Annotated in this window: 27 protein-coding genes and 1 other RNA gene; 12 read left to right on the top strand and 16 right to left on the bottom strand. The window is 35.5% G+C overall.

Translation table 11 applies throughout. The features are described 5' to 3' along the window. Nucleotides 1-38 precede the first annotated feature (38 nt). The 4 genes from ACY2RT_RS00140 to ACY2RT_RS00125 all read right to left on the bottom strand — a co-directional run bounded on the left by ACY2RT_RS00140 (nucleotide 39) and on the right by ACY2RT_RS00125 (nucleotide 3,726). The gene (locus ACY2RT_RS00140) at nucleotides 39-1,769 is read right to left on the bottom strand and encodes a M56 family metallopeptidase (protein WP_490154913.1); all 1,731 of its coding nucleotides are present in this window, start codon (nucleotides 1,767-1,769) and stop codon (nucleotides 39-41) included. A gap of 35 nt (nucleotides 1,770-1,804) precedes the next feature. Then, a complete protein-coding gene (locus ACY2RT_RS00135) occupies nucleotides 1,805-2,194 on the bottom strand; it encodes a BlaI/MecI/CopY family transcriptional regulator (protein ID WP_490153840.1) in 390 nt (129 codons plus the stop codon). 222 nt (nucleotides 2,195-2,416) lie between these two features. Beyond that, nucleotides 2,417-2,992 (bottom strand): porin family protein, encoded by a 576-nt coding sequence (locus ACY2RT_RS00130; RefSeq protein ID WP_490153839.1) that lies wholly within the window; start codon nucleotides 2,990-2,992, stop codon nucleotides 2,417-2,419. Between the two features lie 149 nt (nucleotides 2,993-3,141). Beyond that, nucleotides 3,142-3,726: a porin family protein gene (locus ACY2RT_RS00125; RefSeq protein ID WP_490153838.1), complete on the bottom strand. Its 585-nt coding sequence runs from the start codon at nucleotides 3,724-3,726 to the stop codon at nucleotides 3,142-3,144. Nucleotides 3,727-3,832: 106 nt separating this feature from the next. Here ACY2RT_RS00125 and xerD point away from each other — a divergent pair, with 106 nt between their 5' ends. Then, a complete protein-coding gene (gene xerD, locus ACY2RT_RS00120; protein ID WP_490153837.1) occupies nucleotides 3,833-4,735 on the top strand; it encodes a site-specific tyrosine recombinase XerD in 903 nt (300 codons plus the stop codon). A 40-nt stretch (nucleotides 4,736-4,775) separates the two neighbouring features. On the opposite strand, the gene rny is transcribed toward xerD, so the two are convergent. The 4 genes from rny to ACY2RT_RS00100 all read right to left on the bottom strand — a co-directional run bounded on the left by rny (nucleotide 4,776) and on the right by ACY2RT_RS00100 (nucleotide 7,146). Continuing rightward, nucleotides 4,776-6,341 carry a ribonuclease Y gene (gene rny / locus ACY2RT_RS00115; protein ID WP_490153836.1) on the bottom strand — a complete coding sequence of 522 codons (1,566 nt, stop codon included), beginning with the start codon at nucleotides 6,339-6,341 and terminating at the stop codon, nucleotides 4,776-4,778. Between the two features lie 56 nt (nucleotides 6,342-6,397). After that, a non-coding RNA gene (gene ssrS / locus ACY2RT_RS00110) (6S RNA) lies at nucleotides 6,398-6,504 on the bottom strand. 51 nt (nucleotides 6,505-6,555) lie between these two features. Continuing rightward, entirely contained in the window at nucleotides 6,556-6,846 is a 291-nt protein-coding gene (locus tag ACY2RT_RS00105) for a cell division protein ZapA (RefSeq protein ID WP_490153835.1), read from the bottom strand. 9 nt (nucleotides 6,847-6,855) lie between these two features. Continuing rightward, on the bottom strand, nucleotides 6,856-7,146 hold the full coding sequence (locus ACY2RT_RS00100; protein ID WP_490153834.1) for a hypothetical protein: 291 nt from the start codon (nucleotides 7,144-7,146) through the stop codon (nucleotides 6,856-6,858). 144 nt (nucleotides 7,147-7,290) lie between these two features. On the opposite strand from ACY2RT_RS00100, the gene ACY2RT_RS00095 reads away from it, so the two are divergent. Continuing rightward, nucleotides 7,291-8,982: a M23 family metallopeptidase gene (locus tag ACY2RT_RS00095; RefSeq protein ID WP_490153833.1), complete on the top strand. Its 1,692-nt coding sequence runs from the start codon at nucleotides 7,291-7,293 to the stop codon at nucleotides 8,980-8,982. A 15-nt stretch (nucleotides 8,983-8,997) separates the two neighbouring features. Continuing rightward, nucleotides 8,998-11,466: a TonB-dependent receptor gene (locus tag ACY2RT_RS00090; protein WP_490153832.1), complete on the top strand. Its 2,469-nt coding sequence runs from the start codon at nucleotides 8,998-9,000 to the stop codon at nucleotides 11,464-11,466. Here ACY2RT_RS00090 and ACY2RT_RS00085 read toward each other — a convergent pair whose 3' ends face one another. Further along, a complete protein-coding gene (locus ACY2RT_RS00085) occupies nucleotides 11,467-12,615 on the bottom strand; it encodes a cysteine desulfurase family protein (protein WP_490153831.1) in 1,149 nt (382 codons plus the stop codon). It abuts the gene before it with no gap. Between the two features lie 94 nt (nucleotides 12,616-12,709). Between ACY2RT_RS00085 and ACY2RT_RS00080 the strand changes: the two genes are divergently transcribed. Continuing rightward, entirely contained in the window at nucleotides 12,710-13,570 is an 861-nt protein-coding gene (locus tag ACY2RT_RS00080) for a hypothetical protein (protein ID WP_490153830.1), read from the top strand. Here ACY2RT_RS00080 and ACY2RT_RS00075 read toward each other — a convergent pair. After that, nucleotides 13,567-14,121 (bottom strand): DUF8465 domain-containing protein, encoded by a 555-nt coding sequence (locus ACY2RT_RS00075; protein ID WP_490153829.1) that lies wholly within the window; start codon nucleotides 14,119-14,121, stop codon nucleotides 13,567-13,569. The two genes, ACY2RT_RS00080 and ACY2RT_RS00075, sit on opposite strands and share 4 nt — an antisense overlap. Before the next feature lie 189 nt (nucleotides 14,122-14,310). Here ACY2RT_RS00075 and ACY2RT_RS00070 point away from each other — a divergent pair, with 189 nt between their 5' ends. The 3 genes from ACY2RT_RS00070 to ACY2RT_RS00060 all read left to right on the top strand — a co-directional run bounded on the left by ACY2RT_RS00070 (nucleotide 14,311) and on the right by ACY2RT_RS00060 (nucleotide 16,899). Next, the gene (locus ACY2RT_RS00070; RefSeq protein WP_490153828.1) at nucleotides 14,311-16,185 is read left to right on the top strand and encodes a T9SS type A sorting domain-containing protein; all 1,875 of its coding nucleotides are present in this window, start codon (nucleotides 14,311-14,313) and stop codon (nucleotides 16,183-16,185) included. A 6-nt stretch (nucleotides 16,186-16,191) separates the two neighbouring features. After that, on the top strand, nucleotides 16,192-16,488 hold the full coding sequence (locus ACY2RT_RS00065) for a DUF2752 domain-containing protein (RefSeq protein ID WP_490153827.1): 297 nt from the start codon (nucleotides 16,192-16,194) through the stop codon (nucleotides 16,486-16,488). A gap of 87 nt (nucleotides 16,489-16,575) precedes the next feature. After that, on the top strand, nucleotides 16,576-16,899 hold the full coding sequence (locus ACY2RT_RS00060) for a CCC motif membrane protein (RefSeq protein ID WP_490153826.1): 324 nt from the start codon (nucleotides 16,576-16,578) through the stop codon (nucleotides 16,897-16,899). Between the two features lie 75 nt (nucleotides 16,900-16,974). Here the strand turns inward: ACY2RT_RS00060 and rocD are convergent, their stop codons facing one another. The 4 genes from rocD to ACY2RT_RS00040 all read right to left on the bottom strand — a co-directional run bounded on the left by rocD (nucleotide 16,975) and on the right by ACY2RT_RS00040 (nucleotide 19,820). Next, nucleotides 16,975-18,216: an ornithine--oxo-acid transaminase gene (gene rocD / locus ACY2RT_RS00055; protein WP_490153825.1), complete on the bottom strand. Its 1,242-nt coding sequence runs from the start codon at nucleotides 18,214-18,216 to the stop codon at nucleotides 16,975-16,977. Nucleotides 18,217-18,361: 145 nt separating this feature from the next. Further along, the gene (locus tag ACY2RT_RS00050; protein ID WP_490153824.1) at nucleotides 18,362-18,742 is read right to left on the bottom strand and encodes a DUF6768 family protein; all 381 of its coding nucleotides are present in this window, start codon (nucleotides 18,740-18,742) and stop codon (nucleotides 18,362-18,364) included. A 53-nt stretch (nucleotides 18,743-18,795) separates the two neighbouring features. Next, complete coding sequence (locus tag ACY2RT_RS00045; protein WP_490153823.1) at nucleotides 18,796-19,329, bottom strand: RNA polymerase sigma factor; 534 nt, start codon at nucleotides 19,327-19,329, stop codon at nucleotides 18,796-18,798. Then, a complete protein-coding gene (locus ACY2RT_RS00040) occupies nucleotides 19,326-19,820 on the bottom strand; it encodes a hypothetical protein (protein ID WP_490153822.1) in 495 nt (164 codons plus the stop codon). Before ACY2RT_RS00040 ends, ACY2RT_RS00045 begins: the two co-directional genes overlap by 4 nt. A 109-nt stretch (nucleotides 19,821-19,929) precedes the next feature. Between ACY2RT_RS00040 and rlmD the strand changes: the two genes are divergently transcribed. Genes rlmD through ACY2RT_RS00025 form a run of 3 tightly spaced genes read left to right on the top strand, consistent with a single transcriptional unit; the run spans nucleotide 19,930 to nucleotide 22,531 of the window. Continuing rightward, nucleotides 19,930-21,342, top strand: a complete 1,413-nt coding sequence (gene rlmD / locus ACY2RT_RS00035; RefSeq protein WP_490153821.1) for a 23S rRNA (uracil(1939)-C(5))-methyltransferase RlmD — start codon at nucleotides 19,930-19,932, stop codon at nucleotides 21,340-21,342. A 30-nt stretch (nucleotides 21,343-21,372) separates the two neighbouring features. Beyond that, nucleotides 21,373-21,861: a DUF6452 family protein gene (locus tag ACY2RT_RS00030; RefSeq protein ID WP_490153820.1), complete on the top strand. Its 489-nt coding sequence runs from the start codon at nucleotides 21,373-21,375 to the stop codon at nucleotides 21,859-21,861. Next, complete coding sequence (locus tag ACY2RT_RS00025; protein ID WP_490153819.1) at nucleotides 21,827-22,531, top strand: DUF6048 family protein; 705 nt, start codon at nucleotides 21,827-21,829, stop codon at nucleotides 22,529-22,531. The genes ACY2RT_RS00030 and ACY2RT_RS00025 overlap by 35 nt, the downstream gene beginning before the upstream one ends. Here the strand turns inward: ACY2RT_RS00025 and ACY2RT_RS00020 are convergent, their stop codons facing one another. Beyond that, the gene (locus tag ACY2RT_RS00020; RefSeq protein ID WP_490153818.1) at nucleotides 22,532-23,689 is read right to left on the bottom strand and encodes a THUMP domain-containing class I SAM-dependent RNA methyltransferase; all 1,158 of its coding nucleotides are present in this window, start codon (nucleotides 23,687-23,689) and stop codon (nucleotides 22,532-22,534) included. A gap of 58 nt (nucleotides 23,690-23,747) precedes the next feature. Here ACY2RT_RS00020 and ACY2RT_RS00015 point away from each other — a divergent pair, with 58 nt between their 5' ends. Together ACY2RT_RS00015 and ACY2RT_RS00010 are read left to right on the top strand one after the other, a co-directional pair. Further along, complete coding sequence (locus tag ACY2RT_RS00015; RefSeq protein WP_490153817.1) at nucleotides 23,748-24,479, top strand: class I SAM-dependent methyltransferase; 732 nt, start codon at nucleotides 23,748-23,750, stop codon at nucleotides 24,477-24,479. Next, entirely contained in the window at nucleotides 24,479-25,144 is a 666-nt protein-coding gene (locus tag ACY2RT_RS00010; RefSeq protein ID WP_490153816.1) for a ZIP family metal transporter, read from the top strand. Before ACY2RT_RS00015 ends, ACY2RT_RS00010 begins: the two co-directional genes overlap by 1 nt. A gap of 19 nt (nucleotides 25,145-25,163) precedes the next feature. Here the strand turns inward: ACY2RT_RS00010 and trhA are convergent, their stop codons facing one another. Next, nucleotides 25,164-25,787 carry a PAQR family membrane homeostasis protein TrhA gene (gene trhA / locus ACY2RT_RS00005; RefSeq protein ID WP_490153815.1) on the bottom strand — a complete coding sequence of 208 codons (624 nt, stop codon included), beginning with the start codon at nucleotides 25,785-25,787 and terminating at the stop codon, nucleotides 25,164-25,166. Nucleotides 25,788-25,915 lie beyond the last annotated feature (128 nt).

Genomic DNA, 25,915 nt, shown 5'->3' with positions numbered 1-25,915 from the left:
AAAATTTTTTATTTTTTAAAAAATATGCTTTGCATTGATCATCGTAAATTATCTATCTTTTGATATATTTCATCTAATACTTCAATATCAGAATTTTCCAGAATAATGTTAAATAGTGCATCTTGTTCTTTTTCATTTGAAGTCAAGCTTTCTACAAATAAATTAGTAGTTCCAAGGTTTTTCAATCCTAAAAAATGTTCATAAACCCATCTATTTTGTTTTTCATTTCTGGGAGAGAGTAACCATTTTCGTAATTTTTCCCTTGGAAAATCGTTTAATAATTTTTCGGCAAGTAAACGTACTTCCATATTTTCATCCTGGAGATGTTGGCTGATATAATAAAAAGAAGGTAGACAGCCTATTTGATGAAGCGACCATAATGTGGCCTTACGGACTTCTGGATTAAGGTGTCCTTGAATTCGAAGAACAGAATTAAAAGACTCACTGGTGCCGTATTCTCCAAGCGACAACAAAGCCCACTCTTTAACACAGTCATTCTGGTCATTTATTAGTGGTAATAATACGGAAACAGCCTCTTGATTTTGAATTTGTCCCAGTGCCCAAGCTACTGTAGCTCGAACCTTCGGGTTTTTGTTCTTTAATGCCTTTACCAATTGATTGTATGATGCAGGAGACCTTAGTTCACCTAATGCTTTTGCCGCTTTTGCTTTTATAATATCATTTGAACTTGATAATTGCTTAATGAGCCTAACTTCTGTTTTTTTCTCAATGGAACTCGGTGTATAGGTAAAATTTAAGAAAAGTATTGGTAATGCTATATAGAGTAATATTTTAGCATTTCGCCAAGACTTTTTGTGTAAAGATGGGTTCACTTCTTTTAGAATACGATAAATCCGAACTTTTAGTTGTGTGCTTTTTGCCATAGGAACTGCTACTTTTGATAAACTAAATGTTGAGTTATAGATATTTCTCGCTATTTCTGTCAATCTTTGAGCGTAATCTACTTTGTTCACACCGCTTTTCAAGACTAACTCATCACAACTAGCTTCACATTCTAACTGAATTTTATTGACCGCTAACCAGACTAGAGGATGCCACCAATAAATAGCTTTAACAATCTGAACAAAAGGGTTGATAAGTAAATCCTTTTGAATAAGGTGTCCAAGCTCATGTAAAAATGCTATTTTGATTTGCTCTTCTTTCCAATCCAATGATTTTATAGGCATAAGAATATAGCTTTTTCTAAACAGGCAGAAAGCCAAAGGAGTGCCTACGTATTTTGAAACAACAATAGATGGTGTTTTGGAAACTCCAATTTGGTGTTGGGCATTTTGTATTTGTAAAGACCAGCTCTCAGGTATTATGTATCGTTTCTGTTTTACTATTTTAGAAAGAAAATAGAATTCAAATACAATTAGTACTAAAAAACAAATAGTACCTATAATCCAAAAAAGACATAAATAATTTATCATACTTAGGTTTCCAAGAGAAGATGTGGTTGCTTTTTCTGGGGTTGATGCCTTTATATTGATAGAATTACCTAACTCTAGTTCATTATTCTTCAAAATGTTGGCATAAGGGATTGGCAACTCCGAATTAATTTGAAAATTGTTTTCTGTTGGATTTAAAAAAACTGTACTAACGGTTGGTAATAATCCAATAAAAGGGATAAGAATCAATAGTAGAAAGGTTCCTTTCCATAATTGATATCGTAATTTGGCAGTTATATTTACTAATAATCGAGACAGATATAAAACAAAAAAAAGAATACAGGTAGTCTTGATGGCGATGTTTAACCACCAATCCATAAAGAAAATTTCTGATGAGGAAATTATATAAGTATTCATTGCTCTTTTTGATTGTTTCTAACCTCTTCTATCATTTTGCTAATTTCATTCAAATCCTCTTCGGTAATTTTTTTATCCGTTAATAAAGTAGAAACTATATTTGGTGCTGATTTATCAAAGTAAGTTTCCATAAGATGATTTAAAGCAGATTTTTTAGCTACTTCTTTTTTTAAAGTAGGGAAATAGATGTATTTATTTTTGATCGATTTATGTTTTAGATATCCCTTCTTTTCAAGAATATTCATCAACATCCGGATAGAATTATATCCCGAGGGGTCCATTAATTTCTCCAAAACTTCATTGACACTTCCTTCTCCAAGTTGATGAAGGATATCCATGATCTGCCTCTCTCGTTTGCTTAAGTTTAAGTAATTTGTCTTTGTCATTATTATTTAAATGATAAGTGCAATTATTTTCGCACTTTCAAAAATATATAAATTTTGTTTAATCTTCAAGATAAATGCGATTTTTTTCGCAGATATGATTATGTGATCATGCGGGACGTAGATACTCAATATATCTTGCACACATATTCTCAAATAAAAATAGCTGAGTTGTACAACTCAGCTATTTCCTTTTATGTAAAGTATCCAGATCTGTTAAGGTAATTACTGGATCATAAAGCCAACAGAGGCTGCAAGGTTACAATTCTTTGCATCAAATTCATTATCTATAACATCATTAAAGCCCATATCGTAGCGAATGTTAAAGAATACTCCCAGAGGTAGCTCATATTGTGCTCCAATAGCAGCTCCAATATTAAGTGTCGAAATATCCTCAATATCGTTTTCATCTCCATCTCCATTTTCAACTTTAGCAGAAAGATTAAAACCTAAAAGTGGCCCTCCCTGAAGGCTTAAGCCTTCGATAATTTCAAAATCAGCCATAATAGGAACATCTACATAGTCTACTTTGATCGTGAATTCACCATCTTTCCATCCTCTCATGGAGTAGACAACTTCTGGTTGGACAGAGAAGAGTTCAGTAACTTCAAAACTGGCAACACCTCCAATTTGTATACCTGTCCGGCTATCAACATCGTTGACATCATCCCCACTAACAGATGAAAAATTTGCACCGGCCTTAACTCCCCAGTGAAAGCCCCCGGTAGATGCTTCTCCCTGTGCACTGGATTCTGTCATACCAAATATGGCTAAAACAGCAAAAAAGAATAGTTTTCTCATAATTTAAATTTAATTAGTTGTCTAGTAAAATTACAAAAATATTTTAAAATACTGTATATTAATTAATTATGGATCATTTACAATGAAACCACAAATAAAAAAGGCAGAAGTAAAACTTCTGCCTTTTAAAAATTTAAGTTTATATAAAATTATAAGAAGGAATATCCAATCGCTAAAGTAATCACTGTATTCTTTCCTGAGGAAGATTCTAAAGCTCTTGTTCCGGCAGTTTCTGTATCTGTTGCCGCAGTAGACTTAGTGATGTCCGTCAAACCAAAATGATAACGCCCACTTACACGAATACCAAAAGGAAACTCATAACCGGCACCTATAACCCCTGTAAGATCAAATGATTCGGCTTCAGCCAGGTTGTTAAAAACTTCTTTGACATTATCATCTACAACAAATCCAAATTGAGGGCCGGCTTGGATATTCAAGTTTTCAGTTACGAAATACTTCAATACAACAGGTACATTTACATAAGTAAGGTCTATTTCTCCACCGTTAAACTCAGCTCCTTGTTGCGAGTACAGCAAATCACCCTGTATCCCCAGCTTATCATTAAGTTTCGCTCCTGCAAATGCTCCAAAAACAAACCCTGTTTTATTTGAAAGGCCTGAAGCGTCAGTAATATTAGCAAAATTGGCTCCTGCTTTAATACCTAAGTCAAGTCCTTGTGCAGATACTGAAGTAACTACAAATGTTGCGATAAAAAAGAAAATTAGTTTTCTCATGAATAATAAGTTTAAAATTAGGTTACAAATATACTGTAAAACGTATAATACCATTAATTATTTTTAACTGTATTTTTGTTATACTTGAATAAATAAGTTCCTCTTTATGAAATGGCAACAAGCTGTAACCGATTACAAAAACTACCTGAAGATAGAAAGAGGACTCTCTGAAAATTCGATATCCAACTACTCTTTAGATATCAATAAACTAATAAATTGGTTAGATGAAAATACTGTTTCTGTCTCTCCCGAGACCATTAATGAAGAAACTGTACAACAATTTATATATGCTATAGCCAAAGAAGTAAATCCAAAATCACAAAGTCGTATTATTTCAGGGTTGCGAGGATTCTTTAATTATTTGATCTTCGAAGAGTACCGAAATACGAATCCCTTAGAATTAATAGAAAGCCCAAAAATTGCACGTAAATTACCGGACACACTGTCTCCTTCAGAAGTTGATACGCTAATTGCTGCCATAGACCTAAGCAAACCACAAGGAGAACGCAATCGTGCCATTTTAGAAACCTTATATGGCTGTGGATTAAGGGTTTCAGAATTAATAAATCTAAAAATATCTGACCTCTTTTTTGAAGAAGGGTTCATTAAAGTAACTGGAAAAGGTGATAAACAACGTTTTGTACCCATTGGAGATATTACGGTAAGGTATATTGATCTCTACCGAAATGAAATCCGAAAACATCAAGACATTCACTCAATGGCAAATGATACACTTTTCTTAAACCGAAGAGGAAAATCGCTAACTCGTGCCATGATCTTCACTATTGTAAAACAACTGGCGGAAAAAGCTGCTATCCGGAAAAATATTAGCCCACACACATTCCGGCATTCCTTTGCTACACATCTATTGGAAAGAGGAGCCGATCTTCGTGCTATCCAACAAATGCTAGGTCACGAGAGTATTACTACAACTGAAGTATACACTCATATCGATAAATCGCATCTCGCTAAGGTTATCAATAAATTTCATCCCAGGAAAGAAATATGACGCTCATCTTAATAAAAAAGCCTCCATCAGGAGGCTTTTTTTATTTTGCTATATTCACTGCCCGTGTTTCTCGTATTACGGTGACTTTTACCTGCCCCGGATATGTCATATCCGTTTGAATTTTTTGTGAAATTTCAAATGAGAGTTGCGCGGCTTTTTCATCGCTCACTTTTTCACTCTCTACCATTACCCGTAATTCACGTCCGGCTTGAATAGCATAAGCTTTATTTACGCCTCCAAACCCAAAAGCAATATCTTCAAGATCTTTTAATCGCTGAATATAAGAATCCAGTACTTGTCTTCTGGCACCGGGTCTGGCACCACTAATAGCATCACAAACCTGTACAATTGGTGATAACAGGTTCGTCATTTCTATTTCATCGTGGTGGGCTCCAATGGCATTACACACTTCCGGTTTTTCTTCGTATTTTTCGGCCCATTGCATTCCTAAAATCGCGTGAGGCACTTCAGTTTCAGTTTCCGGTACCTTACCTATATCGTGTAATAACCCGGCACGCTTGGCCAATTTTGGGTTTAATCCTAGTTCGCTGGCCATCACTCCGCAAAGCTTTGCAACTTCCCTGGAGTGCTGAAGCAGGTTTTGTCCGTAAGAAGAACGATATTTCATGCGTCCTACTGCCTTGATCAATTCCGGCTGCAGACCATGGATTCCAAGGTCGATCACGGTTCGTTTTCCCACTTCAATAATTTCTTCTTCGATCTGTTTAGTGGTTTTCTTTACGATCTCTTCAATTCGGGCAGGATGGATACGCCCGTCTGTAACCAACTTATGCAATGATAAGCGTGCTACTTCACGTCTTACCGAGTCAAAACAAGAGAGGATAATAGCTTCCGGAGTATCATCTACGATGATCTCTACACCGGTCGCAGCTTCAATGGCGCGAATATTTCGCCCTTCACGACCAATGATCCTTCCTTTTACATCATCGCTTTCAAGATTAAATACCGAAACACAATTCTCTACAGCTTCTTCAGTTCCAATACGCTGTATGGTGTTGATGATAATTTTCTTAGCCTCCTGCTGTGCTGTCATTTTAGCCTCTTCAACCGAAGATTGAATATAAGCCATTGCACTGGTCTTCGCTTCTTCCCTCAGGTTCTCAACGAGCTGATCTTTTGCATCTTCTGCCGAAAGGCTGGAGATCACTTCTAATTGCTCTATCTGGCTTCGGTGTAACTTTTCAACTTCATTTTTCTTCTTTTCCAGAAAAGCCAACCTTTCTGTATAATCTTTTTGTTTTGTTTCTACCTCGGCATTCAGTTTTTTATTTTTTGAAAGTTCATTAGAAACCTGGGACTCTTTATCCCTAACTCGTTTTTCTACCTCTGAAATTTTCTTTTCACGGCTTAAAATAACTTTTTCGTGTTCAGATTTTAACTCTATAAACTTTTCTTTTGCCTGTAATATCTTATCTTTTCTTAGTGTCTCTGCTTCAGCCTTTGCCTCTTTAAGTATAGAAGCCGCATTCTTTTTTGCAGACTTTGTAAGCTGCGATGCATTATTTCTTTCAAAGAATTTTGCAATTAGAAAGCCAATTACTACTCCTACTACTGATGCTATAATGAGTGTTATTATATTGTCCATTTTAAGATCTGTTTTTGTGTAAAAAAAAAGCCTACATTAATAATGGCATTTTGAATAAACTCCTTAAAAACAAGTTTAGGGCTAACAAGCTGATCAAGTATCCGCTCAAAGACGGCTCGCTTTTACAACTTTAACTCACCCTTTTTAAAGAATCGTGTTGAGTTTACCAAAAAATAATATTAATGTAGGCAGTAACCTTTTATTTAAAAGAACGTTATGATAAATGTTCGTGCAACAATTGATTTAATGCTTCCAGCTTTTCTTCAATATGTTGCGTATCTGTTTCTTTATCAATTCCTTTTTGCTCCACCTGGGCAGCAAATTGTAATGCACACATTGCGAGCACATCCTGCTTGTCCCTTACGGCATAGCTTTTTTCAAACCTCTTAATCATTTCTTCTATCTTTTTAGTAGCTTTTCTCAGCCCTTCTTCCTGCTTTGGGTTAATAGTTAAAGGATAAACCCTGTCTGCAATAGATAGCTTTATTTTTAGTTGGTCTGACATTGTTTCAATTTATTCGGAAAGCTGAGTGATACATTGATCAATTTCCCGAACTAATGCATTTATTTTGAGTTTTGTTTCTCGTTTGTATTGGTCGCTGCCAAGCATTGAATTTGCTAATTTTAGCGAGCTGTATTTGTCACGCCATTCTTCAATATCAATTTGATATTGATCCTGTGCAGACTTCGAAATTCTTAATTCTTCCTCTAATCTTTGATTAGCTTGCTTTAACTTTTCATATCTATGAAGCAATTTACTAATCCTATTTTCAAGAGAATCAACAATTTCTGATAAGTCGCTCATTAAAATTTATTTCAATACTGCTAACACAAAGTTAACACACGCGAGTAAATATGGCAACTCTTTTCTATAATTTTTTGTATTATTGAATTTCATTCACAATAAAAATAGTTACTCCCCATTAATCTATAACGCATTATAATTTTTATGAAGGCTACAAAATTGATCTTAATACTGTTTTTTTTGGGAGTTACAGTCTACAGTCAAAAAGCAATACCAAAAGATTACTTTTCAAATCCATTAGATATCCCTCTTATTCTTTCGGGAAGTTTTGGTGAATTGCGAAGCAATCACTTTCACAGTGGTTTAGATATTAAAACCCAACAAAAAGAAGGTTTTCCTATTTACGCACCGGCAGATGGCTATGTAAAACGTATTAAAGTAGCCCATTATGGTTATGGTAAAGCACTATATATACAGCACCCTAACGGATTTAGCACTGTATATGCACACCTTCAAAACTATGCCGGACCTATCCGAAACTATGTAAAGGACAATCAGTATAAAAAGGAAACATACGAGATCGAGCTTTTTCCTGATGAAACATTGCTTCAGGTAAGTAAAGGAGACGTCATTGGTTATACCGGAAATAGTGGCAGTAGTGGTGGTCCACATTTACATTTTGAAATTCGTGATGCTGCTTCCCGCCCCATGAATCCTTTGCTTTTCGGAATTGAGATTGCCGATACTAAAAAACCTATTGTCAGCTCAGTCTTTGCATACCCAATTGGAAATGATGCACATGTGAATCAATCACAAGACTCACAAAAATTGCGGCTTGTTTTACAAAAAGATGGCTCTTATAGGTCGGAAAAGATTACTGCTTTTGGAAAAATTGGTTTTGGAGTTTCTACCTACGACCAACAAAACGGAGCTTCTAACAAAAACGGAGTTTATGAAATAAAGACAACCTATAATGGAAGTGATCGGTTTAATGTGCTATTTGAAAAGTTTTCTTTTGATGAAACCCGTTATCTCAACAGGTTTATTGATTATGGCTACTGGAGGAACAATAAAAGTCGTGTTCAAAAATTATTTAGACAGGCTAATAACCCTTTGAGTGTTATAAAAAATGAGGTTGATAACGGTTATATATCTGTTGAAGACAGCCTTACATCAAATTATACAATTCAGATAACCGATTATAAGAATAATAAGTTGACAATTTCAATCCCCATTGAGGGTAAAAAAGATACTATTTTAAAAGCAAAAACCTTTAAAGAGACCGAGGACTACATTTATGCTGATCAGGCTACGTCTATTTCGAAAGGGAAGTTCAATATCTATATTCCTCCTAATAGCCTGTATGAAGATACTTATTTGGACATAGAGGTTAAAGGAGATACACTTAAGTTTCATGAAGATGTAGTACCTGTTCATAAAAACATAACCATTACTGTAGATGCTTCTAATTATAATGCTTCAGACATAGGCAAACTGTATTTGGGAAGGATCAATTATAAAGGGGAACCTTATTACAATACAACTTTCCGAAAAGGAGAAAAGCTTTCTGCCCGAACAAGAACTCTTGGATCCTATATCTTGGCTATGGACACTATACCGCCTTCCATAAAACCTGTAAATTTCAGTGATGAAAAATGGGTTAGCAAGAACAAAACCCTGAAAATAAAGATTGAAGATGATTTAAGTGGCATTAGTAACTATCGTGCGACTGTAAACGGAAAATTCATCTTAATGGAATATAATTACAAAAAAGACGTTTTAACCTATAATTTTGACGATAATGTAATTAACGAAACAGAAAATAATTTGAAGCTAATTGTTGTAGATAATGTGGGAAATAGTGCTACATTTGAGGCAACTTTTTTCAGAAAATAATCATACTATTTACTTTTGAAAACAAAAAACGTACTACCACTACTTCTATTTTTATTTGTAACAGCAACAATTGTTGCTCAAAATGCGACTGTAAAAGGGGTCCTTTTAGATGAAAATAATAAACCATTACCAGGTGTTAATATTCTAAAAAGTACAGGCGGAGGAACTCAGTCCGATATAAACGGGTATTATTTAATTGAAATTCCGGCTAATGAGAGCATAACTCTTACTTTTTCATATGTAGGCTTTAAGAATGTACAATTAACAATTACATTAGAGCCTAATGCCAATTATGAAGTTAATCCTGTTATGAAAACCGATATCGCCCAGATAGGTGAGGTTGTAATTTCTAGAAAAAAACAAAAACAAATTGAAGGTATTCAAACCATAAGCCCGGATGTGATCAGGAAAATGGTAGGTGCCAATGCAGGGGTGGAAAACTTATTGAAATCCTTACCGGGGGTAAGTGGAAATGATGAATTAAGTACACAATACAATGTTAGGGGAGGTAATTATGATGAAAATCTGGTATATGTAAATGATATTGAAGTATATCGCCCTTTTTTAATTAGAAGCGGACAGCAGGAAGGGCTCAGTTTTGTAAATAGTGAGCTTACACGCTCTGTTGATTTTTCGGCAGGAGGGTTTCAAGCTAAATATGGCGATAAATTATCTTCGGTACTGGATATAGAATATCGCCAGCCGGTTGGTTTTGGAGCATCAGCAGATATTAGCCTTTTAGGAGCAAGTGTTTCTGTAGAAGGAATTTCTAAAAGTGAACGCTTACGCGGGATTGTTGGCTTACGCTATAGGGATAATAGCCTGTTTGTAGAGGCGAAACAGACCGAAACTAATTTCAAACCAAAATTTGCAGATGCACAAACCTACCTTACCTATAAATTCACCAACAAGTTTGAACTAGGGTTTCTTGGTAACGTTTCTATAAACGATTACAGCTATAAACCATTAACACGACAAACTAATTTTGGAACACTGGCAGACCCAGTTGCCTTATTGGTTTTTTATGAAGGCCAGGAAGAAGATCGTTACAACACATATTTTGGCGCTTTTAAAGGAACCTATGTGGCTTCAGATAACTATACTGCAAAATTCATTGCTTCAGCATACCAAACCACAGAGCAGGAGTATTTTGATATTTTAGCCGAATACCGCCTTGGGGAAGTAAATACAGATATTGGGGGTGAAAACCTTGGTGAAGTAGAATTTACCGAAGGAATTGGAGGGCAATTAACTCATGCGCGTAATGATCTGGATGCCCTCATTATCAATGTTGAACACAAGGGTAATATTTCTCTGAAAGAGAATAAAATTGAATACGGTATAAAATATACACGTGAAGATATCCGGGACCGGGTTCAGGAATACGAGATCATTGACTCTGCAGGATTCTCTATACGCCCTCCTATTATTGATTTCATAAATGAACAGCCTTATACTCCTTTTGATGCACCTATAGTACCTTTTACCGACATCAGAGCGCAAAATGATGTGCAAATTGACAGAATTTCCGGTTATGCACAGTGGAGTCGAAGAGATACGCTTGGCAACAATACAGAACTATGGCTAAATGCTGGTGTTCGGGCACATAACTGGACCGTAAATGGTGAAGGGATCACAAGTACAACGCAAACGGTTTTTAGCCCAAGGGGTCAAATAGCGTTAAAACCAGATTGGGAAATGGATATGCTCTTCAGGCTTTCCGGGGGATTGTACCACCAGCCACCTTTTTACAGAGAATTACGTGATTCTACAGGTACGGTACGCCCGGGAGTGAAAGCACAGCAATCCGTGCATATAGTATTGGGGAATGATTATAGTTTTGACCTATGGGAAAGACCCTTTACACTCAGTTCCGAAGCATATTATAAAAACCTAACCGACGTAAACCCATATACTCTGGAAAACGTTAGAATTAGATACCGTGCCAGAAACAATGCAGTAGCTTATGCGTATGGTATTGATTTGCGCTTGGCTGGTGAGTTTGTACCCGGAACGGAAAGCTGGGTAAGTTTTGGATATCTAAAAACAGAGGAAAACATTGAAGATAGAGGTTATATCTTCCGTCCTACAGACCAAAGGTTGAAGTTTGGAGTATTATTTCAGGATTACGTGAAAATAATTCCCGATCTTAAAATGTATTTGAATATGGTCTATAATACCGGACTTCCGGGAGGTTCACCCAGCTATGCCGATCCATATGACTTTCAAACAAGGTTGCCGGATTACAAACGTGCTGATGTTGGAGTTTCTTATGTAATTGTAAGTAAGGACAAGCTGCGTGATAGTGGTTGGTTAAAACCATTTAAAGAATTAACCATAGGAGCAGAAATTTTCAACATCTTTGATGTGAGAAACTCGATAACAAATACTTTTGTAAGAGATGTATATACAAAAGTTCAGTATTCTGTCCCTAACTTTTTAACGCCAAGGGTCTTTAACGTAAGGGCTACTATGAAGTTTTAATTAACTTTCAATGAATGTCTTCAGGACGCCAATTACGTAGTCTACTTCTTCTTTTGTATTAAAACTTGAGAAAGAAAAACGGATGGAAGGCTTTTCCAGGTCTTCTTCGGAAAGAATTTCACGCAATACATGCGAACCTTTATCACTTCCACTCTGGCAGGCACTCCCCTTAGAACAGGCAATTCCGTTTAGGTCCAATTGAAATAAGAGTAATAAGGACTTTTCGGCTGAAATAGGAAGGCATACATTCAATAAAGTATAGGTGCTGTTTTCATTATCATCACAGCCACCATTGAACTTTACACCAGGAATCTCTGAGATTATTCTCTCTTTAAAATAGTCTTTAATTTCAGTAATGTATTTCCGTTCTTTTTCCAGGTTTAGATACGATAACTTTAAAGCTTCAGCCATTCCGGCAATAGCATAAACTGCTTCAGTCCCTGCACGGAGGCCTCTTTCCTGAGCTCCCCCATGTATAATTGGCTTTAATCCGGAGTTTTTACGTACAAATGCAAAGCCTGCACCTTTTGGGCCATGGAATTTATGAGCAGCTACTGTTGCAAAGTCTACAGGAATTTCAGAAAGATCCAGCTCGTAATGACCAACAGACTGCACAGTATCACTATGAAATAGTGCATTGTGCTTCTTACACAGATCTGCTACCTTTTTTATATTCAGGATATTCCCTATTTCATTATTTACGTGCATCAAGCTTACCAGTGTCTTGTCCGAGCTATTTTCCAACAATGCTTCCAGAGAATTGTAATCCACAGCGCCGCAATCATCTAGTTTGACATAGTCAACTCTAATTCCGTGATCTTCCTCCAGATTACTAACCGTATGTAATACTGCATGATGTTCTATTTTACTTGTGATGATTCTGTTAACTCCCAAATCCTTTACACAACTATTTAGTATTAAATTATCGGCTTCGGTACCTCCTGAAGTAAAAATTATTTCGGCAGCTGAAACATTTAAATAGCCTGCAATTTCTTTTCTTGCATTTTCAAGTAAAGATTTAGATGATCTTCCATAAGAATGTGTAGATGAAGGATTTCCGTATTCAGTTTTTAAAACTTCAGAAATACATGTAATTACTTCACTTCTCAATTGGGTAGTGGCTGCGCTATCGAAATATACTTTTTTCATAGTCGCAAAAATACATATTAAAATATTTTTAAACGGATAGAATTATAAAGAAATGTGTTACTTTGTATTTGTTCAGAATTTTTCAGAAAAAACTATGAAAAAACTACTTGCGCTAATTGCGTTTTTTAGCCTTCTTCATTCGTGTAATGACGGAGATATTATTGTAACTACTTTTGACTTTGAAGATGCCAGTCTCGAAACCTGTGGAGATGTTGGCGCATATGTGTTTTATAAAATAAACAGCGCTTCCGCAGAAAGTATTTCATTGAGCATAAGTACCACAGATGAACTATTTTTGGAAAGCAGCACGCTGGAGATAAGTCTTGACGGAACTTCCAATGTTGTGAATTATCGTAATTATGACGGAGAGATTACAGGGGATTACTTTTGCAACAACATTCCTCCTACCAGCCCTACCGTAACTGCTGATTATGTTGGAGCTTCAGGGGTGGCAACCTTGATTACAGAAACTACTCTTGATGATAACGACACCTTAGAAGAAGATGCTGGCAGTGAACTTGACACTGATAATGATGGTTTATTGAATTTTTATGATATTGATGATGACGGAGATAATGTCCCTACGGCACTGGAAATTGGCGATGACACTGAAAACCCTCGAGATTCTGACGGGGATGGTGTACATGACTACCTGGACCCTGATGATGATGGTGACGGTGTATTAACACGATACGAAGCAGGAGGAAGTTTAAATCCTATATCTATGATCACAGATGCAACTATAGGGCCGGATTATTTGAATCCGGCAGTGGCCAATTCAGTCGTAATTGATGAATACCGCTCACATACCTATAATCTGTCGAGTAACATTAGCTTGTTCTTATCCAATTTAGTGTTAACAAATAACGAGGAAGAAATTATTCAGGAATCACTGGATCTGGGAGAAAAACTAAATGTTGTTGACAAAACAGAGACTGTTACTCCCGAGTTTTAAAGCCCGGTCTTTTTATTCTGAAAAATATATACTTCTGTAGCCCCACGGCCATATTTCTGGTAATCAGCATCATAAAACTGCAGATTATCATATCTTTTAAATAAAAATTCCAATTCTGTCTTTAATACGCCTTCCCCGACGCCATGTATGAATACAATTCTCTGAATTCGTTTCTTTATGGCAAATTCAAGCTGTCTTTTTGCTGTGTCTACTTGTATGGTCAACATATCGTAGTTACTGAGCCTTTTTTGGTTATTTACCAATTGGTGTATGTGAAGATCTACCACCATTGGAGGCAAAATTCGTTCTTTCGGCTTAACTTTCTTCGAATTCTTGTTCTTTTTGGTTTCTTTTTCGGAAATAATTTCTGAAATATTTTGAGTAAAAATCTCCTTATTTGAAAGTGTCTCAGGTTGCGCAACCAATTCGTTTTTAGAATATTGCATCTCAAAGCCATCTATTGTTAAGATAGTTGCCTTATCCCCTTTCACTGCTGTGATCACACCCGTAATATCCTCATCTAACACAGCAACTTTATCACCAATTTTCATAAAAAGAGTAGTAGATTTTGAAGGAAAATACCTGTTTATTTTAAGTTTTTTGTAGGAAATTTATAACATTTTATATGCTAAAATTATAGGATTTTTTATGGATTTTACATTATTATTGAAAAATATTTTTAAATTTACCCCGGAAATGGTAAGATTTTCCCCCAAAATTAACCATATAAACCAGTAAAAATGAAAAACCTACTACTATTCACAGCAATGCTGCTGACTTCTTCTGTGGCTGTCGCCCAACTTTATGTTACTCCAAATGGAGCCACAGATTCTTATGTTTACGTAAATGATCAGATTTTATTTGTTGAACAAGATGTAAATCTTGTAGAAAACAATGCTGGAACAGAGCAAGCAAGTATTTATCTTAGAAACCAGTCACAACTAATTCAAGGGGCTACAGCTTCTACTAATAGCGGAACTGGTTATATTTCTGTTATTCAGAATGCGCCAAATGATGATGCCTGGGATTATTCGTTCTGGTCTTCCCCAATTGGAAATCAAACTTTAGGAGCAAGTGGCAATCAAAATTTTGGGATTTTGAGAGTGTATGACTCCCTTTCGGTGACCAATTCGGTAGTAACTGCTACAACAACCACTGTTAATGGAACAGAATCCCCTTTAACAATATCCAGAAGATGGCTATATAAATATCCTTCAGGAGGCCCATGGCAGGCGATACATTTAAATAATAATGTAGCTGCTGGCCAAGGATTTACCATGAAAGGTGTGGGTACAACAAACCACAACCAAAAGTATGACTTTAGAGGCCGCCCGAACAACGGAAACATAAATGTTACTGTTGTAGCAACAGAAGCTGTACTTTCTGGTAACCCTTATCCATCTGCATTAGACTTAAATCGTGTTTTCTGGGATCCGGACAATACTGAAATAACAGAATTTTGGTACTGGGATGAAGACAGAACTATAGATTCACACATGTTTACTGCCAATAAAGGTGGTTATGGAGTTTATGTTCCCGGAGCTTCAGATCCAAACGGTACTACTGAAAATGGAATATATACCCTTCCCCTATTCCTAAATTATGACTCTGCCGGTAATCCATCCGGAGGAAGTATAGGTGCCGGGGCAAGTTACGACAGGCGTTTTGCTCCTATAGGCCAAGGGTTTATGATATATACTGCCACTAATTCAGGGACTATTACTTTTAAAAACAGTCACAGAAGATATATAGTAGAGGGAGCTGCAAACGATTCTCAATTCAGAAACCCGGGAGATGATAATGCATTTTCTTCTCTTTCTGTAGGTATAGATCCAAGTGATGGAAATGTTGATGGACCAGATAATAGAATTCCGCAGCTAAGAATACATACTTTTTTTGGTGAATCACATTATAGAGATATGGTTTTAGCCTTATCTGATGAGTCAACTAATGGTTATGACCGAGGTTTTGACGGAAGACATCCTATGGATGCGTCTAAAGGGGAAGCATATTTCCCTATACCTGTTGGGCAAGATTCAAATATCAAACCTTTCGTTATTCAAACGGTTCCTTTTGATCCTACAAAAAGAATTGCTATTACTTTTGAATTGGATAAAGAATTTCCAATAAGCGTTAAGGCTGTTGAAGAAGTTAATTTACCAACGACTGCTGCATATTTATTGGATACTTCAGATAATACGGCTTATAAAATAACCGGAGGTGACTCTGCCAATTTATTTTTACCGGCAGGAGACTATAAGGACAGATTTTATATTGTTTTTAGAAATAACCCCAATAACGACATCAATGACGGTAATAGTACCGGCCTAGCAACAAAAGCTACTTCTGTTGAACAAGTAAGAGCGTCTGTTGACTTTTTCCAGAACAATTCTGTAGCTCAACTGGAAGTTAACAACCCTGAAGAATATAATATCCAAACTGCTCATATATATGACATGGCAGGGAAGCTAGTTATTACACAAAACAATATAGGCCCGGTTAGGAATTTTTCTTTCTCAACTGCAAGCTTAAGTGATGGTGTGTATTTAGTAAAGTTAACAACTGTGGATAATGTTGCTATTGATTATAAGATGACTATTCACAATAAAAGATAAACCTTCATGATTCTAGAAGGACTCGAAGACCATATGCTTGATTGCATGAATAAAAAAATCTTCGGGGTAGAATGTTTAGGCTGTGGCATCCAACGTGCTACAGCCTTACTTTTTAGAGGTGAATTTATAGCAGCTTTTAAAATGTATCCGGCCATATATACACTTCTTCTGTTAGTTGGATTTATTATTTTCAATTTTTTTGTAAAGTTTAAATACGCCTTTCAAATCAAAGTAGCACTCATCTTCATAAACATTGCTATTATTATAGTTAGTTATGTCATTAAGATGAGTAATGTACTCTAAATCCTTAGAAATTGTTTCATTACATAGTAATTTTAAATTATTTAATTTAAATTTATAACTGTTAATCAACTAAATACACTTTCAATTATGGAAAAACAAAAATTACCTAATTCAACCCTCATTCTGGTTTTTGGGATTATATCCATTGTAACATGTTGTTGTTATGGGGTCCTGGGATTGATTTTTGGTATCATCGCTATGGTGATGGCCAAAAAAGCTACAGCATTATATATGGAAAATCCTGAGCAGTATAGCGGTTACCAAAATGTAAAAACCGGTAAGATCTTAGCTATTATAGGTATTATCTTAAATGTAATATATTTAGGTTATGTAATATTCTTATTTGCCACTATTGGTATGGATGGTATTATGAATATGAACCAAGACCTAATGGATCAATATGGATTATAATTTTCTGTATTTCAATCATAAAAAAGCGGCTAAATAGCCGCTTTTTTTGTTTTATATAAAATACGAAATAAAGTATTATTCAAACTCCTTTAATGTATTTATGATAATGGAAACACAATCCATCAGTTGTTCTTCATTCATAACCAAAGGTGGAGCAAAACGAATAATATTTCCATGCGTTGGTTTTGCTAATAATCCGTTATCTCTTAACCTAAGGCAAATATTCCATGCGGTGTCACCTTCTTCTGAATCGTTAATTACAATTGCATTCAACAACCCTTTTCCACGAACCAATTTTGCAATAGTGCTAGTCTCTATATACTTGTTTAATTCACTTCTAAACAATTTTCCCAGTCTTTCTGCATTTTCGGCAAGGGATTCCTCTTTTACAACTTGCAGGGCAGCAATTGCAACTGCTGCTGCTACAGGATTTCCTCCAAAGGTAGATCCATGTGTTCCAGGCTTAATTACACCCATGATATCATCATTAGCTAAAACAGCAGATACAGGATAGGCCCCCCCGCTTAAAGCTTTTCCTAAAATTAGTACATCCGGCTTTACATTTTCATGATCTACGGCCAATAGCTTTCCGGTACGGGCAATCCCGGTTTGTACTTCGTCTGCAATAAATAGTACATTATGTTTTTTACATAATGCAGCTGCAGCTGCTAAATACCCTTCGGAAGGGACATATACTCCTGCTTCACCCTGTATTGGTTCCACTAAAAAGCCTGCAATGTTTTTATTTGTAGTTAAAACTTGTTCTAATTCGGTAAGATTATCATACGCTATTTTGATAAAACCTTTAGTATAAGGCCCAAAATTCTTTCTTGCTACCGGATCATTAGAAAAAGAAATGATCGTTGTTGTCCTCCCATGAAAATTATTATTACAAACTATGATCTCTGCATCATTCTCTTTAATACCTTTTTTCTCGTATGCCCATTTTCTACATAGCTTAACAGCTGTTTCAACAGCTTCTGCGCCTGTATTCATGGGTAAGAGTTTATCAAAATTGAAATACTCACAGGCAAATTTTTCATACTTCCCTAGCATATCATTATGGAAAGCACGGGAAGTGAGTGTAAGCATTCTGGATTGTTTATCCATTGCGTCAATAATCTTTGGGTGACAGTGTCCCTGGTTTACAGCAGAATATGCTGAAAGAAAATCATAATACTTTTTACCGTCAACGTCCCATACATAAACACCCTCTCCTCTATTTAATACAACAGGAAGTGGATGGTAATTATGAGCACCATACCGGTTTTCTAAATCGATCGCTTTTTGCGAAGCTAATTGGTCTAAAACAGCCATTTTAATTTTGTTTTAAATGAATAAAATAACCATTCCTTCTGTACCTTTATTCTTTCGAAGAATTACGAAAAAGCAGCGTGGGAGAGAAATCATCCCTAGAGGTTCGCAATTTAGCAAATATTAGTTATTTGCTAAAAACTTATTCTTATAATTTTCTGGACAATGACGATACTTGCAGCTCTAAACGTATAATTTCCCGTAGCAATGCGTTTTTGTCCATTTGCATCCAGGCAAATACTTTTAACATACTCACGCCCAATAAAAAAGTGATGCCTCCAATACCCCATTTTATAAGCTCGTTAGTGTCATCTGTATTGAAGAATTGAACCGTACAATACACAAAGAGTCCAAAAAAGATAAAGGTCATAATATTCATCACAACAAGAAGCCATTTGTTTTTCCCATTAAAAAGCCCCATAAGCATTTGAAAAGCATTTTGTTCGTCTAATTGATCATAAAACTTTGCTTCTTCTTGAGTTAATGTCTCTTTAATAAGTTGATCGATATCTTCCATATTTGTTTTCATAATAAATGTGTTTGGATTTTCCAAGAAAGTGGAAATCTGTTATTAATTTTCTTTTACTTTAATATACTCTTCAATTTTTCTCTTGCTTGAAACAACCTAGATTTAGCTGTACCAACAGAAATATTCAGAAAAGCTCCTATTTCTTGTAAAGAATACTCTTCAACATAAAATAGTTTAATAACCAGCTGCTGTTTTACCGGTAATGCTTTGATGGCTTTTAAAAGTTCGTTTTTTAATTGTTTGTTTTCATGGCACTCTTCTTCTACTTGGGATTGTTCCTTAGCAAATTCTTCTAGTTGTAAACGCCTTTTACTGGAGACTCTTATACTATCCAGTGCTTTAGAATACACAATTCGTAACGCCCAACCACCAAACTTATTTGGTTCTTTTAAATCTTCAATTTTAGTAATAATCGTTCTCCAACTATCTTGAGCTATATCCTTAGATTGATCTACATCTTTAACAATCCAGTAGGCCTTTTCACAAAATTGTTTATGCCAGCGTCTTACCAATTCTGTAAGTGCATTTGCATTTCCAGATTGAAATTGCTTAACCAAATCGCCGTCTGTAGTATTATTTGTTTTCAAGCTTTAAATTTCAGCTTAAAGATAAATCGCCAGAACTTTACCCAAAGACTCCATGGTGTTCTTTTATTTTTTTCTGAAAAATGATTTTCAATTCTATCTAATGCATTTTCTGCTAGAGCATCATGTAGCCAACGAATAACAAAAGCCCATTTTAATGAATCTAACCCTTTTGTTTTCATACTAATTTCATGAACCACTTCTGTTAGATCATGAGACACCTCATTTATCTGAAATTTATGATATCCAATAAATCCTTTGGGCTGTGTAAAACCAAATTGAATAAACTCTCCCTCGGTATAAGCTTCTACCGAATATCGAATTATACCATGTCCTCCATGAGATCCAACTTTTAAACCATTTTTAAACCGTATTGCCGGCCAATATTCCTTTGGCCACACCCTATCATCTTTTGTTGCAAGTGTTTGTAACAATTGAGCGATAACAGCTTTTGGTTGTTTATAAGTTCGCCTATGGAGATTTAACACTTTCATTTCTATTATAAAGACGTTGAAAAATATGAAAGGTTCATTTTTTATTTGTTTTTATAAGATAAGCCCAATATTTTATTTGAATATGTTTTGCTATTCTTATTTTTGCGCAATGTCCAGAAAAAAGAAAGTCCGAAAAGTTTTTGAAGATTTAGTCGTTATAGACGCCGGTGCAAAAGGAAAAACAATTGCCAAAGCTCCGGATGGTAAGGTAGTGTTTATAAATAATGCTGTTCCTGGTGATGTTGCTACTATTCAAACCACGAAACAACGTAAAGCTTACTATGAAGGTACTGCAGTCTCTTTTTCAAAATATTCTGAAAAGCGTGTTGAACCAAAATGCGAACATTTTGGGACCTGTGGAGGGTGTAAATGGCAACATATGGGTTATGCGCACCAACTCTATTTTAAGCAAAAAGAAGTTGAAAACAATTTAATTCGCCTCGGAAAAATTGAAATACCCCCAATTCAACCCATTTTAGGCTCTGTAGCACAATACTTTTACCGAAATAAGATGGAATTCTCCTTTAGTGATAGTAAGTGGCTTACATTGGAGCAAATACAAAGTGAAGAGGTGATTGAAAACAAAAATGCCCTGGGTTTTCATATTCCCGGAATGTGGGACAAAATCCTGGACCTGAATAAATGTCATCTACAACGTGATCCCAGTAATGCAATTCGGGATTTTGTAAAAGCAAAGGCCGAAGAATTAAAACTGTCCTTTTATAATACCCGAAAGCAAGAAGGTTTTTTGCGTACACTAATGATCCGGACTTCTACAACCGGAGACGTCATGGTGTTGCTTCAATTCTTTCATGAAGACGTTACAAATAGAAAAATGCTTCTGGATGCCATTGTTATGAAGTTTCCGGAGATCACTTCATTACTTTATGTAGTAAATACAAAAGGAAACGATACTATTTACGACCAGGAAGTCATCTGTTATGCCGGGAAAGACCACATTTTTGAAGAGATGGAAGGTCTGAAATTTAAGATAAATGCAAAGTCATTCTATCAAACCAACAGTGAACAGGCTTTCGAATTATATAAAATCACACGGGAATTTGCGGGGTTAACCGGAAACGAACTAGTATTTGACCTCTATACCGGTACCGGTACCATTGCACAATTTATTGCAAAAAAAGCAAAAAAAGTAATCGGTGTGGAAGCTGTCCCTGAAGCTATTGAAGCTGCCAAGGAAAATGCGCAATTAAATAATGTTACAAACGTTGAATTCTACGTGGGTGACATGAAAAAAGTTTTTAACGAAGATTTTATTCAACAACATGGAATGCCAGATGTTGTGATCACAGATCCACCAAGAGATGGAATGCATGCTGCTGTCGTACAACAACTAGTGGCTATTTCAGCTCCTAAAATTGTGTATGTAAGTTGTAACAGCGCTACACAAGCTAGAGATCTAGCCTTGTTGGATTACCATTATAAAGTAACTAAGATACAGCCGGTAGATATGTTTCCGCAAACACACCACGTGGAAAATGTTGTACTTTTGGAAAAACGATAAATTCTTCTGAAGTTGTTTCAGAAAATGCTTATGCTTAAAAAAATTATTTTAGTAATTACTCTTCTTACAGTCCTAAATGGCTGTACCCGGGACGATATATGTTCAGAAGGAACAGCAACAACTCCCCTACTTATCATTACTTTTAAAAATAGTGCAAATCCACTTGAAGCCAAAGAAGTACCTAACCTTACTATCGAAACAGCTGATGGTAACAGCACACAAGTTATAACACAAACTTCAACAGATTCTATTGCAATTCCATTAAATCCAGGTGCAAATTTAACCGCCTACCGTTTTAAAAGTGACGATGAGGGGACTAATCCGAATACAGATATTCTGGGCTTTACTTATAACCATGAAGATATCTATGTAAATAGAGCCTGTGCTTTTAAAACAGTATACAGTGATCTTTTAGCAAATCTGGAAGATGAGGGGACTGCTAACTGGATCGTATCCATTGAAATATTAAACCAAACCATAGAAAATGAAACGCAAGCACATATTACTATTTTGCATTAGTATGATGTTCGTGTCATTTTCAGGGATGGCACAACAGGAAACCGAAACAAACGATTCTATTTCCAAAAAAAATGAAAAATACGGATTGCGATTGGGTGCAGATATCTCAAAACCATTACGAACACTATTGGAAGATGGATATTCCGGTTTTGAGATCATCGGTGATTTTCGCGTTTCTGAAAGATTTTACGTTGCTGCTGAAATAGGGAACGAGAAAAAAGACCGCTTTGAAGCTAATTTAAATTCAAAAACCTCTGGAAGTTATGCAAAGATAGGTTTCGATTTCAATGCGTATAACAATTGGTTGGGCATGAACAATGCTATACATGGAGGACTTCGCTATGGGTTTTCTACTTTTACACAGGATCTATTGGCATATGGTATTTATACAACCAATCAGACCTTCCCTGCTTCTTTTAGAACAGACCCTCAAGAATTTACAGGGCTAACAGCCCATTGGGCAGAGTTTATTGTAGGAGTAAAAACTGAGGTCTTTAATAACCTGTATCTATCTATTAATCTTCAATTGAAGCGAAATATTTCCGAAGACAAACCTGAAAACTTTGACAATTTATACATTCCGGGCTTTAACAGAACTTATGATTTTAGTGAGTTTGGTGTAGGTTATGGATATTCCATTTCCTATTTGATCCCTATTTTTAAAAAATGATTATTGTTTTTTAGCTTTCTTACTTCCTTCGTACATTTCATAATGCACAAATTTACTCTCTAATTTTCCATTGTAGAGTTTTATTCTTCGGGAAGGGCGCAATCCCACATGCTTTAAAGCTTCCATATTGCTGGTGATCATCCATGCCTGTGTCCCCGGATATCCATGTTTTAATGTAGATCCAATATTTCCGTAGAACTTTTCAATATCATTTACAGAAATTCGTTCATCGTAGGGAGGATTAAAGATCATAAACAATTGACGTCCGGTTTCTTTTTTACTATTAAAAAAGTCCTGAACTTTAATTTCAATAAATTCTTGAAGATTAGCATTTTTAATATTCTGCTTCGCTTTTTTAACTGCAAAAGCATCAGTGTCAAAACCATAGATATTAAAATGAAAATCCCTAATTTTCTTTAAAGCAGAACCTTCGATCAATTCATATAGATCTACATCGAAATCGGGCCAGGTCTCAAAACCAAATTCATCCCTGTTTAGGTTTGGAGGGATATTACATGCTATCATTGCTGCTTCGGCTAAAAAGGTCCCGCTACCACACATAGGGTCCATTAAGTCACATTGGCCGCTCCAGCCGGAAAGCATAATCATTCCGGCAGCTAATACCTCATTGATAGGCGCTATAGTATTTTCGGTCTTATATCCCCGTTTGTGTAAAGATTGTCCGGAGCTATCTAAAGAAACCGTACAAATGTTTCTGTCAATATGTATATTAACACGTAATGTAGGATGATCCAGATCTACATTCGGACGTTCTCCTTCTTTATCACGAAACCTATCTACAATGGCATCTTTTGTTTTAAAAGAAACATATTGAGAGTGTGTAAATTGTTTCGAAAAAACCGTTGAATCTATAGCAATGCTTCCGTTTGCATCCATATAATTTTCCCAGGGAATTGCATATACTTTTTTGTAGAGATCTTCTTCCGTAAAAACATTGAAAGCGGTAATGGGTTTTAAAATTTTAATGGCAGTACGACAACACAAGTTTGCTTTATACATAAAACCTGTATCACCTTCAAAAGAAACATTCCTGGTCCCTGCTTCAATATTAGAAGCACCTAATTGCCGCAACTCCTGTACCAACAAATCTTCCAAGCCGTATAAGGTCTTGGCTACCATATTAAAATTTTTTCCCATAGTGTCTTTCGTAAAGTCCTGCAAAAATACAGTATTTTAGCACTGCAAAAATCTATTCATGCAAAAAGAAACCGATAATTGGTACAAGTCTTGGTTTGATACTCCATACTATCACATACTTTATAAGGATAGGGATTATGAAGAGGCCGGTTTTTTTATGAATCAACTCACCGCATTCCTGAAGCTATCTAAAGACTCGGAAATCCTTGATCTTGCCTGTGGAAAAGGGCGTCATTCAAGTTATCTTAACAAACTAGGTTATAAAGTAATTGGAGTAGACCTTTCGCCTTCAAGTATTTCTCATGCAAAGCAATTTGAAAATGAGCGGCTTCATTTTAGAGTTCACGATATGTCCATTCCTTTTTCTGAAAAATTTGATGCCATATTTAATTTATTTACCAGCTTCGGTTATTTTGAAAAAGAAGAAGATAATTTACGGACCATAAAAGCAATAAAGGCAGGATTAAAAGCAAATGGCTTTGGTGTTATTGATTTTTTGAACGTTGCCTATGTAAAAGAGAATATTATTGCTTCTGAAACTAAGAATATAGATGGGATAACATTCAATATTGAAAAATACATTGAAGATGGATATATTTTTAAAGATATTAAATTTACTCACAATACTAAAGATCATTTTTTTACCGAACGAGTCAAAGCTATTACTTTAAATGATTTCAAAGTTTATTTTGAAAAAGCCAATGCAAACTTGTTGCATTGTTTTGGAGATTATCACTTAAATCCTTTCGATGAAAAAACTTCAGAAAGATTAATTCTTATCTTTAACTAATGATATACCTACTACTCTTTCTAGCAGTTGCTGTTGGATACTTCATTGCTTCCAGTTTTAAGATCAAAGAGGTCAAGCAAATGTCAATTTATCTTGCATTTAGCGGAGCTTTTTTATTGTCCATGACGATTCTTGAATTGCTTCCGGAGGTTTTTGAAATGCCGACAGAACGTATTGGAATTTTTATTATGGGAGGTATTTTACTTCAAATATGTCTCGAGTTCTTTTCCAAAGGAGCAGAACACGGCCATATTCACATTCACTCCGAAAAAAGGAATTTCCCATGGTTATTGTTTATTAGTCTCTCTATCCATGCATTACTGGAAGGATTCCCTATTTCTGACAATAATAATATTCTGGTTGGAGTAATAATACATAAAATCCCTGTGGCATTGATCTTATCTTTCTTTTTTATTAAAGCCAATTACAGCAAAACAATAACCATAACTTTCATGCTGCTATTTGCTCTTATGACCCCTTTGGGAAATTGGTTATCCGGTTTCCAGATTTTGCAAACATATTACACCGAAATTACAGCCATTGTTATTGGTATCTTCCTCCATGTATCTACTACCATATTATATGAGAGCAGTAAAGATCACAAATTCAATTTGGCAAAATTAGTTACTATTATATTGGGGTTTGTGATCGCCTATATAATTTAATTTCTGAAGAAACACATTTCTAAATAACATCAAGAAAAATAAAGAAGAAGTGAGAAATACTTCCGGCTAAAACAAAGAAATGCCAAATTACATGATTATATGGAATCTTTTTTACAGCATAAAACACAATTCCAAGTGTGTAAAAAGCACCTCCCAGCAATAGCAAATTGATTCCTGTAGATGATTGCAAAGAGACTAAATTGCTGAAATCAATAACAATTAACCATCCCATTCCCAGGTATAACAATAAAGAAAGGGCTTCAAATCTTCCCGTAAAAAACACCTTTAAAATCGTTCCAAAAACAGCTATTCCCCATACGATCCAAAAAATGAGCCACCCTGAAGTTTCTTCTAAAGTAATTAATGCAACCGGAGTATAGGTTCCTGCAATCAGAAAATATATACTAATATGATCTATACGCCTGAATATATTCTTCCAGTTTACATGATTAATCGCATGATATATGGTAGATGCTGAATAAAGTACAATGACAGAGATGGAATATAACAAGATACTCATTGTGCTATAGGCTGTTTTAGCCGAATCAAATAATAATAACAATATGAGTCCGGCAATGCCCAGTAGAATACCAATCCCGTGTGAGGCTACGTTCCAAATTTCTTCTATTCTACTTTGATCCATTAATATATTCTATACTAAATTAAAAAACTGTAATTATTGGTATTAATTGTCTATAACCAAAAAAACCTTCATCTTACAAGATGAAGGTTTTAAAAAGAAGGCGGCGACCTACTCTTCCACAAGTGTAG

It is taken from the genome of Ulvibacter sp. 2210JD10-4 (genome assembly GCF_058148525.1).
The sequence above is the reverse complement of the archived record's forward strand: the minus strand, read 5'-3'. Positions and strand labels throughout refer to the sequence as shown.

What these genes read in the sequence shown, in the direction of transcription:
- ACY2RT_RS00140 (WP_490154913.1), bottom strand. Translation starts at nt 1,769, where the DNA reads ATGGATTGGTGGTTAAACATCGCCATCAAGACTACCTGTATTCTTTTT.
- ACY2RT_RS00135 (WP_490153840.1), bottom strand. Translation starts at nt 2,194, where the DNA reads ATGACAAAGACAAATTACTTAAACTTAAGCAAACGAGAGAGGCAGATC.
- ACY2RT_RS00130 (WP_490153839.1), bottom strand. Translation starts at nt 2,992, where the DNA reads ATGAGAAAACTATTCTTTTTTGCTGTTTTAGCCATATTTGGTATGACA.
- ACY2RT_RS00125 (WP_490153838.1), bottom strand. Translation starts at nt 3,726, where the DNA reads ATGAGAAAACTAATTTTCTTTTTTATCGCAACATTTGTAGTTACTTCA.
- xerD (WP_490153837.1), top strand. Translation starts at nt 3,833, where the DNA reads ATGAAATGGCAACAAGCTGTAACCGATTACAAAAACTACCTGAAGATA.
- rny (WP_490153836.1), bottom strand. Translation starts at nt 6,341, where the DNA reads ATGGACAATATAATAACACTCATTATAGCATCAGTAGTAGGAGTAGTA.
- ACY2RT_RS00105 (WP_490153835.1), bottom strand. Translation starts at nt 6,846, where the DNA reads ATGTCAGACCAACTAAAAATAAAGCTATCTATTGCAGACAGGGTTTAT.
- ACY2RT_RS00100 (WP_490153834.1), bottom strand. Translation starts at nt 7,146, where the DNA reads ATGAGCGACTTATCAGAAATTGTTGATTCTCTTGAAAATAGGATTAGT.
- ACY2RT_RS00095 (WP_490153833.1), top strand. Translation starts at nt 7,291, where the DNA reads ATGAAGGCTACAAAATTGATCTTAATACTGTTTTTTTTGGGAGTTACA.
- ACY2RT_RS00085 (WP_490153831.1), bottom strand. Translation starts at nt 12,615, where the DNA reads ATGAAAAAAGTATATTTCGATAGCGCAGCCACTACCCAATTGAGAAGT.
- ACY2RT_RS00080 (WP_490153830.1), top strand. Translation starts at nt 12,710, where the DNA reads ATGAAAAAACTACTTGCGCTAATTGCGTTTTTTAGCCTTCTTCATTCG.
- ACY2RT_RS00075 (WP_490153829.1), bottom strand. Translation starts at nt 14,121, where the DNA reads ATGAAAATTGGTGATAAAGTTGCTGTGTTAGATGAGGATATTACGGGT.
- ACY2RT_RS00070 (WP_490153828.1), top strand. Translation starts at nt 14,311, where the DNA reads ATGAAAAACCTACTACTATTCACAGCAATGCTGCTGACTTCTTCTGTG.
- ACY2RT_RS00065 (WP_490153827.1), top strand. Translation starts at nt 16,192, where the DNA reads ATGATTCTAGAAGGACTCGAAGACCATATGCTTGATTGCATGAATAAA.
- ACY2RT_RS00060 (WP_490153826.1), top strand. Translation starts at nt 16,576, where the DNA reads ATGGAAAAACAAAAATTACCTAATTCAACCCTCATTCTGGTTTTTGGG.
- rocD (WP_490153825.1), bottom strand. Translation starts at nt 18,216, where the DNA reads ATGGCTGTTTTAGACCAATTAGCTTCGCAAAAAGCGATCGATTTAGAA.
- ACY2RT_RS00050 (WP_490153824.1), bottom strand. Translation starts at nt 18,742, where the DNA reads ATGAAAACAAATATGGAAGATATCGATCAACTTATTAAAGAGACATTA.
- ACY2RT_RS00040 (WP_490153822.1), bottom strand. Translation starts at nt 19,820, where the DNA reads ATGAAAGTGTTAAATCTCCATAGGCGAACTTATAAACAACCAAAAGCT.
- rlmD (WP_490153821.1), top strand. Translation starts at nt 19,930, where the DNA reads ATGTCCAGAAAAAAGAAAGTCCGAAAAGTTTTTGAAGATTTAGTCGTT.
- ACY2RT_RS00030 (WP_490153820.1), top strand. Translation starts at nt 21,373, where the DNA reads ATGCTTAAAAAAATTATTTTAGTAATTACTCTTCTTACAGTCCTAAAT.
- ACY2RT_RS00025 (WP_490153819.1), top strand. Translation starts at nt 21,827, where the DNA reads ATGAAACGCAAGCACATATTACTATTTTGCATTAGTATGATGTTCGTG.
- ACY2RT_RS00020 (WP_490153818.1), bottom strand. Translation starts at nt 23,689, where the DNA reads ATGGGAAAAAATTTTAATATGGTAGCCAAGACCTTATACGGCTTGGAA.
- ACY2RT_RS00015 (WP_490153817.1), top strand. Translation starts at nt 23,748, where the DNA reads ATGCAAAAAGAAACCGATAATTGGTACAAGTCTTGGTTTGATACTCCA.
- ACY2RT_RS00010 (WP_490153816.1), top strand. Translation starts at nt 24,479, where the DNA reads ATGATATACCTACTACTCTTTCTAGCAGTTGCTGTTGGATACTTCATT.
- trhA (WP_490153815.1), bottom strand. Translation starts at nt 25,787, where the DNA reads ATGGATCAAAGTAGAATAGAAGAAATTTGGAACGTAGCCTCACACGGG.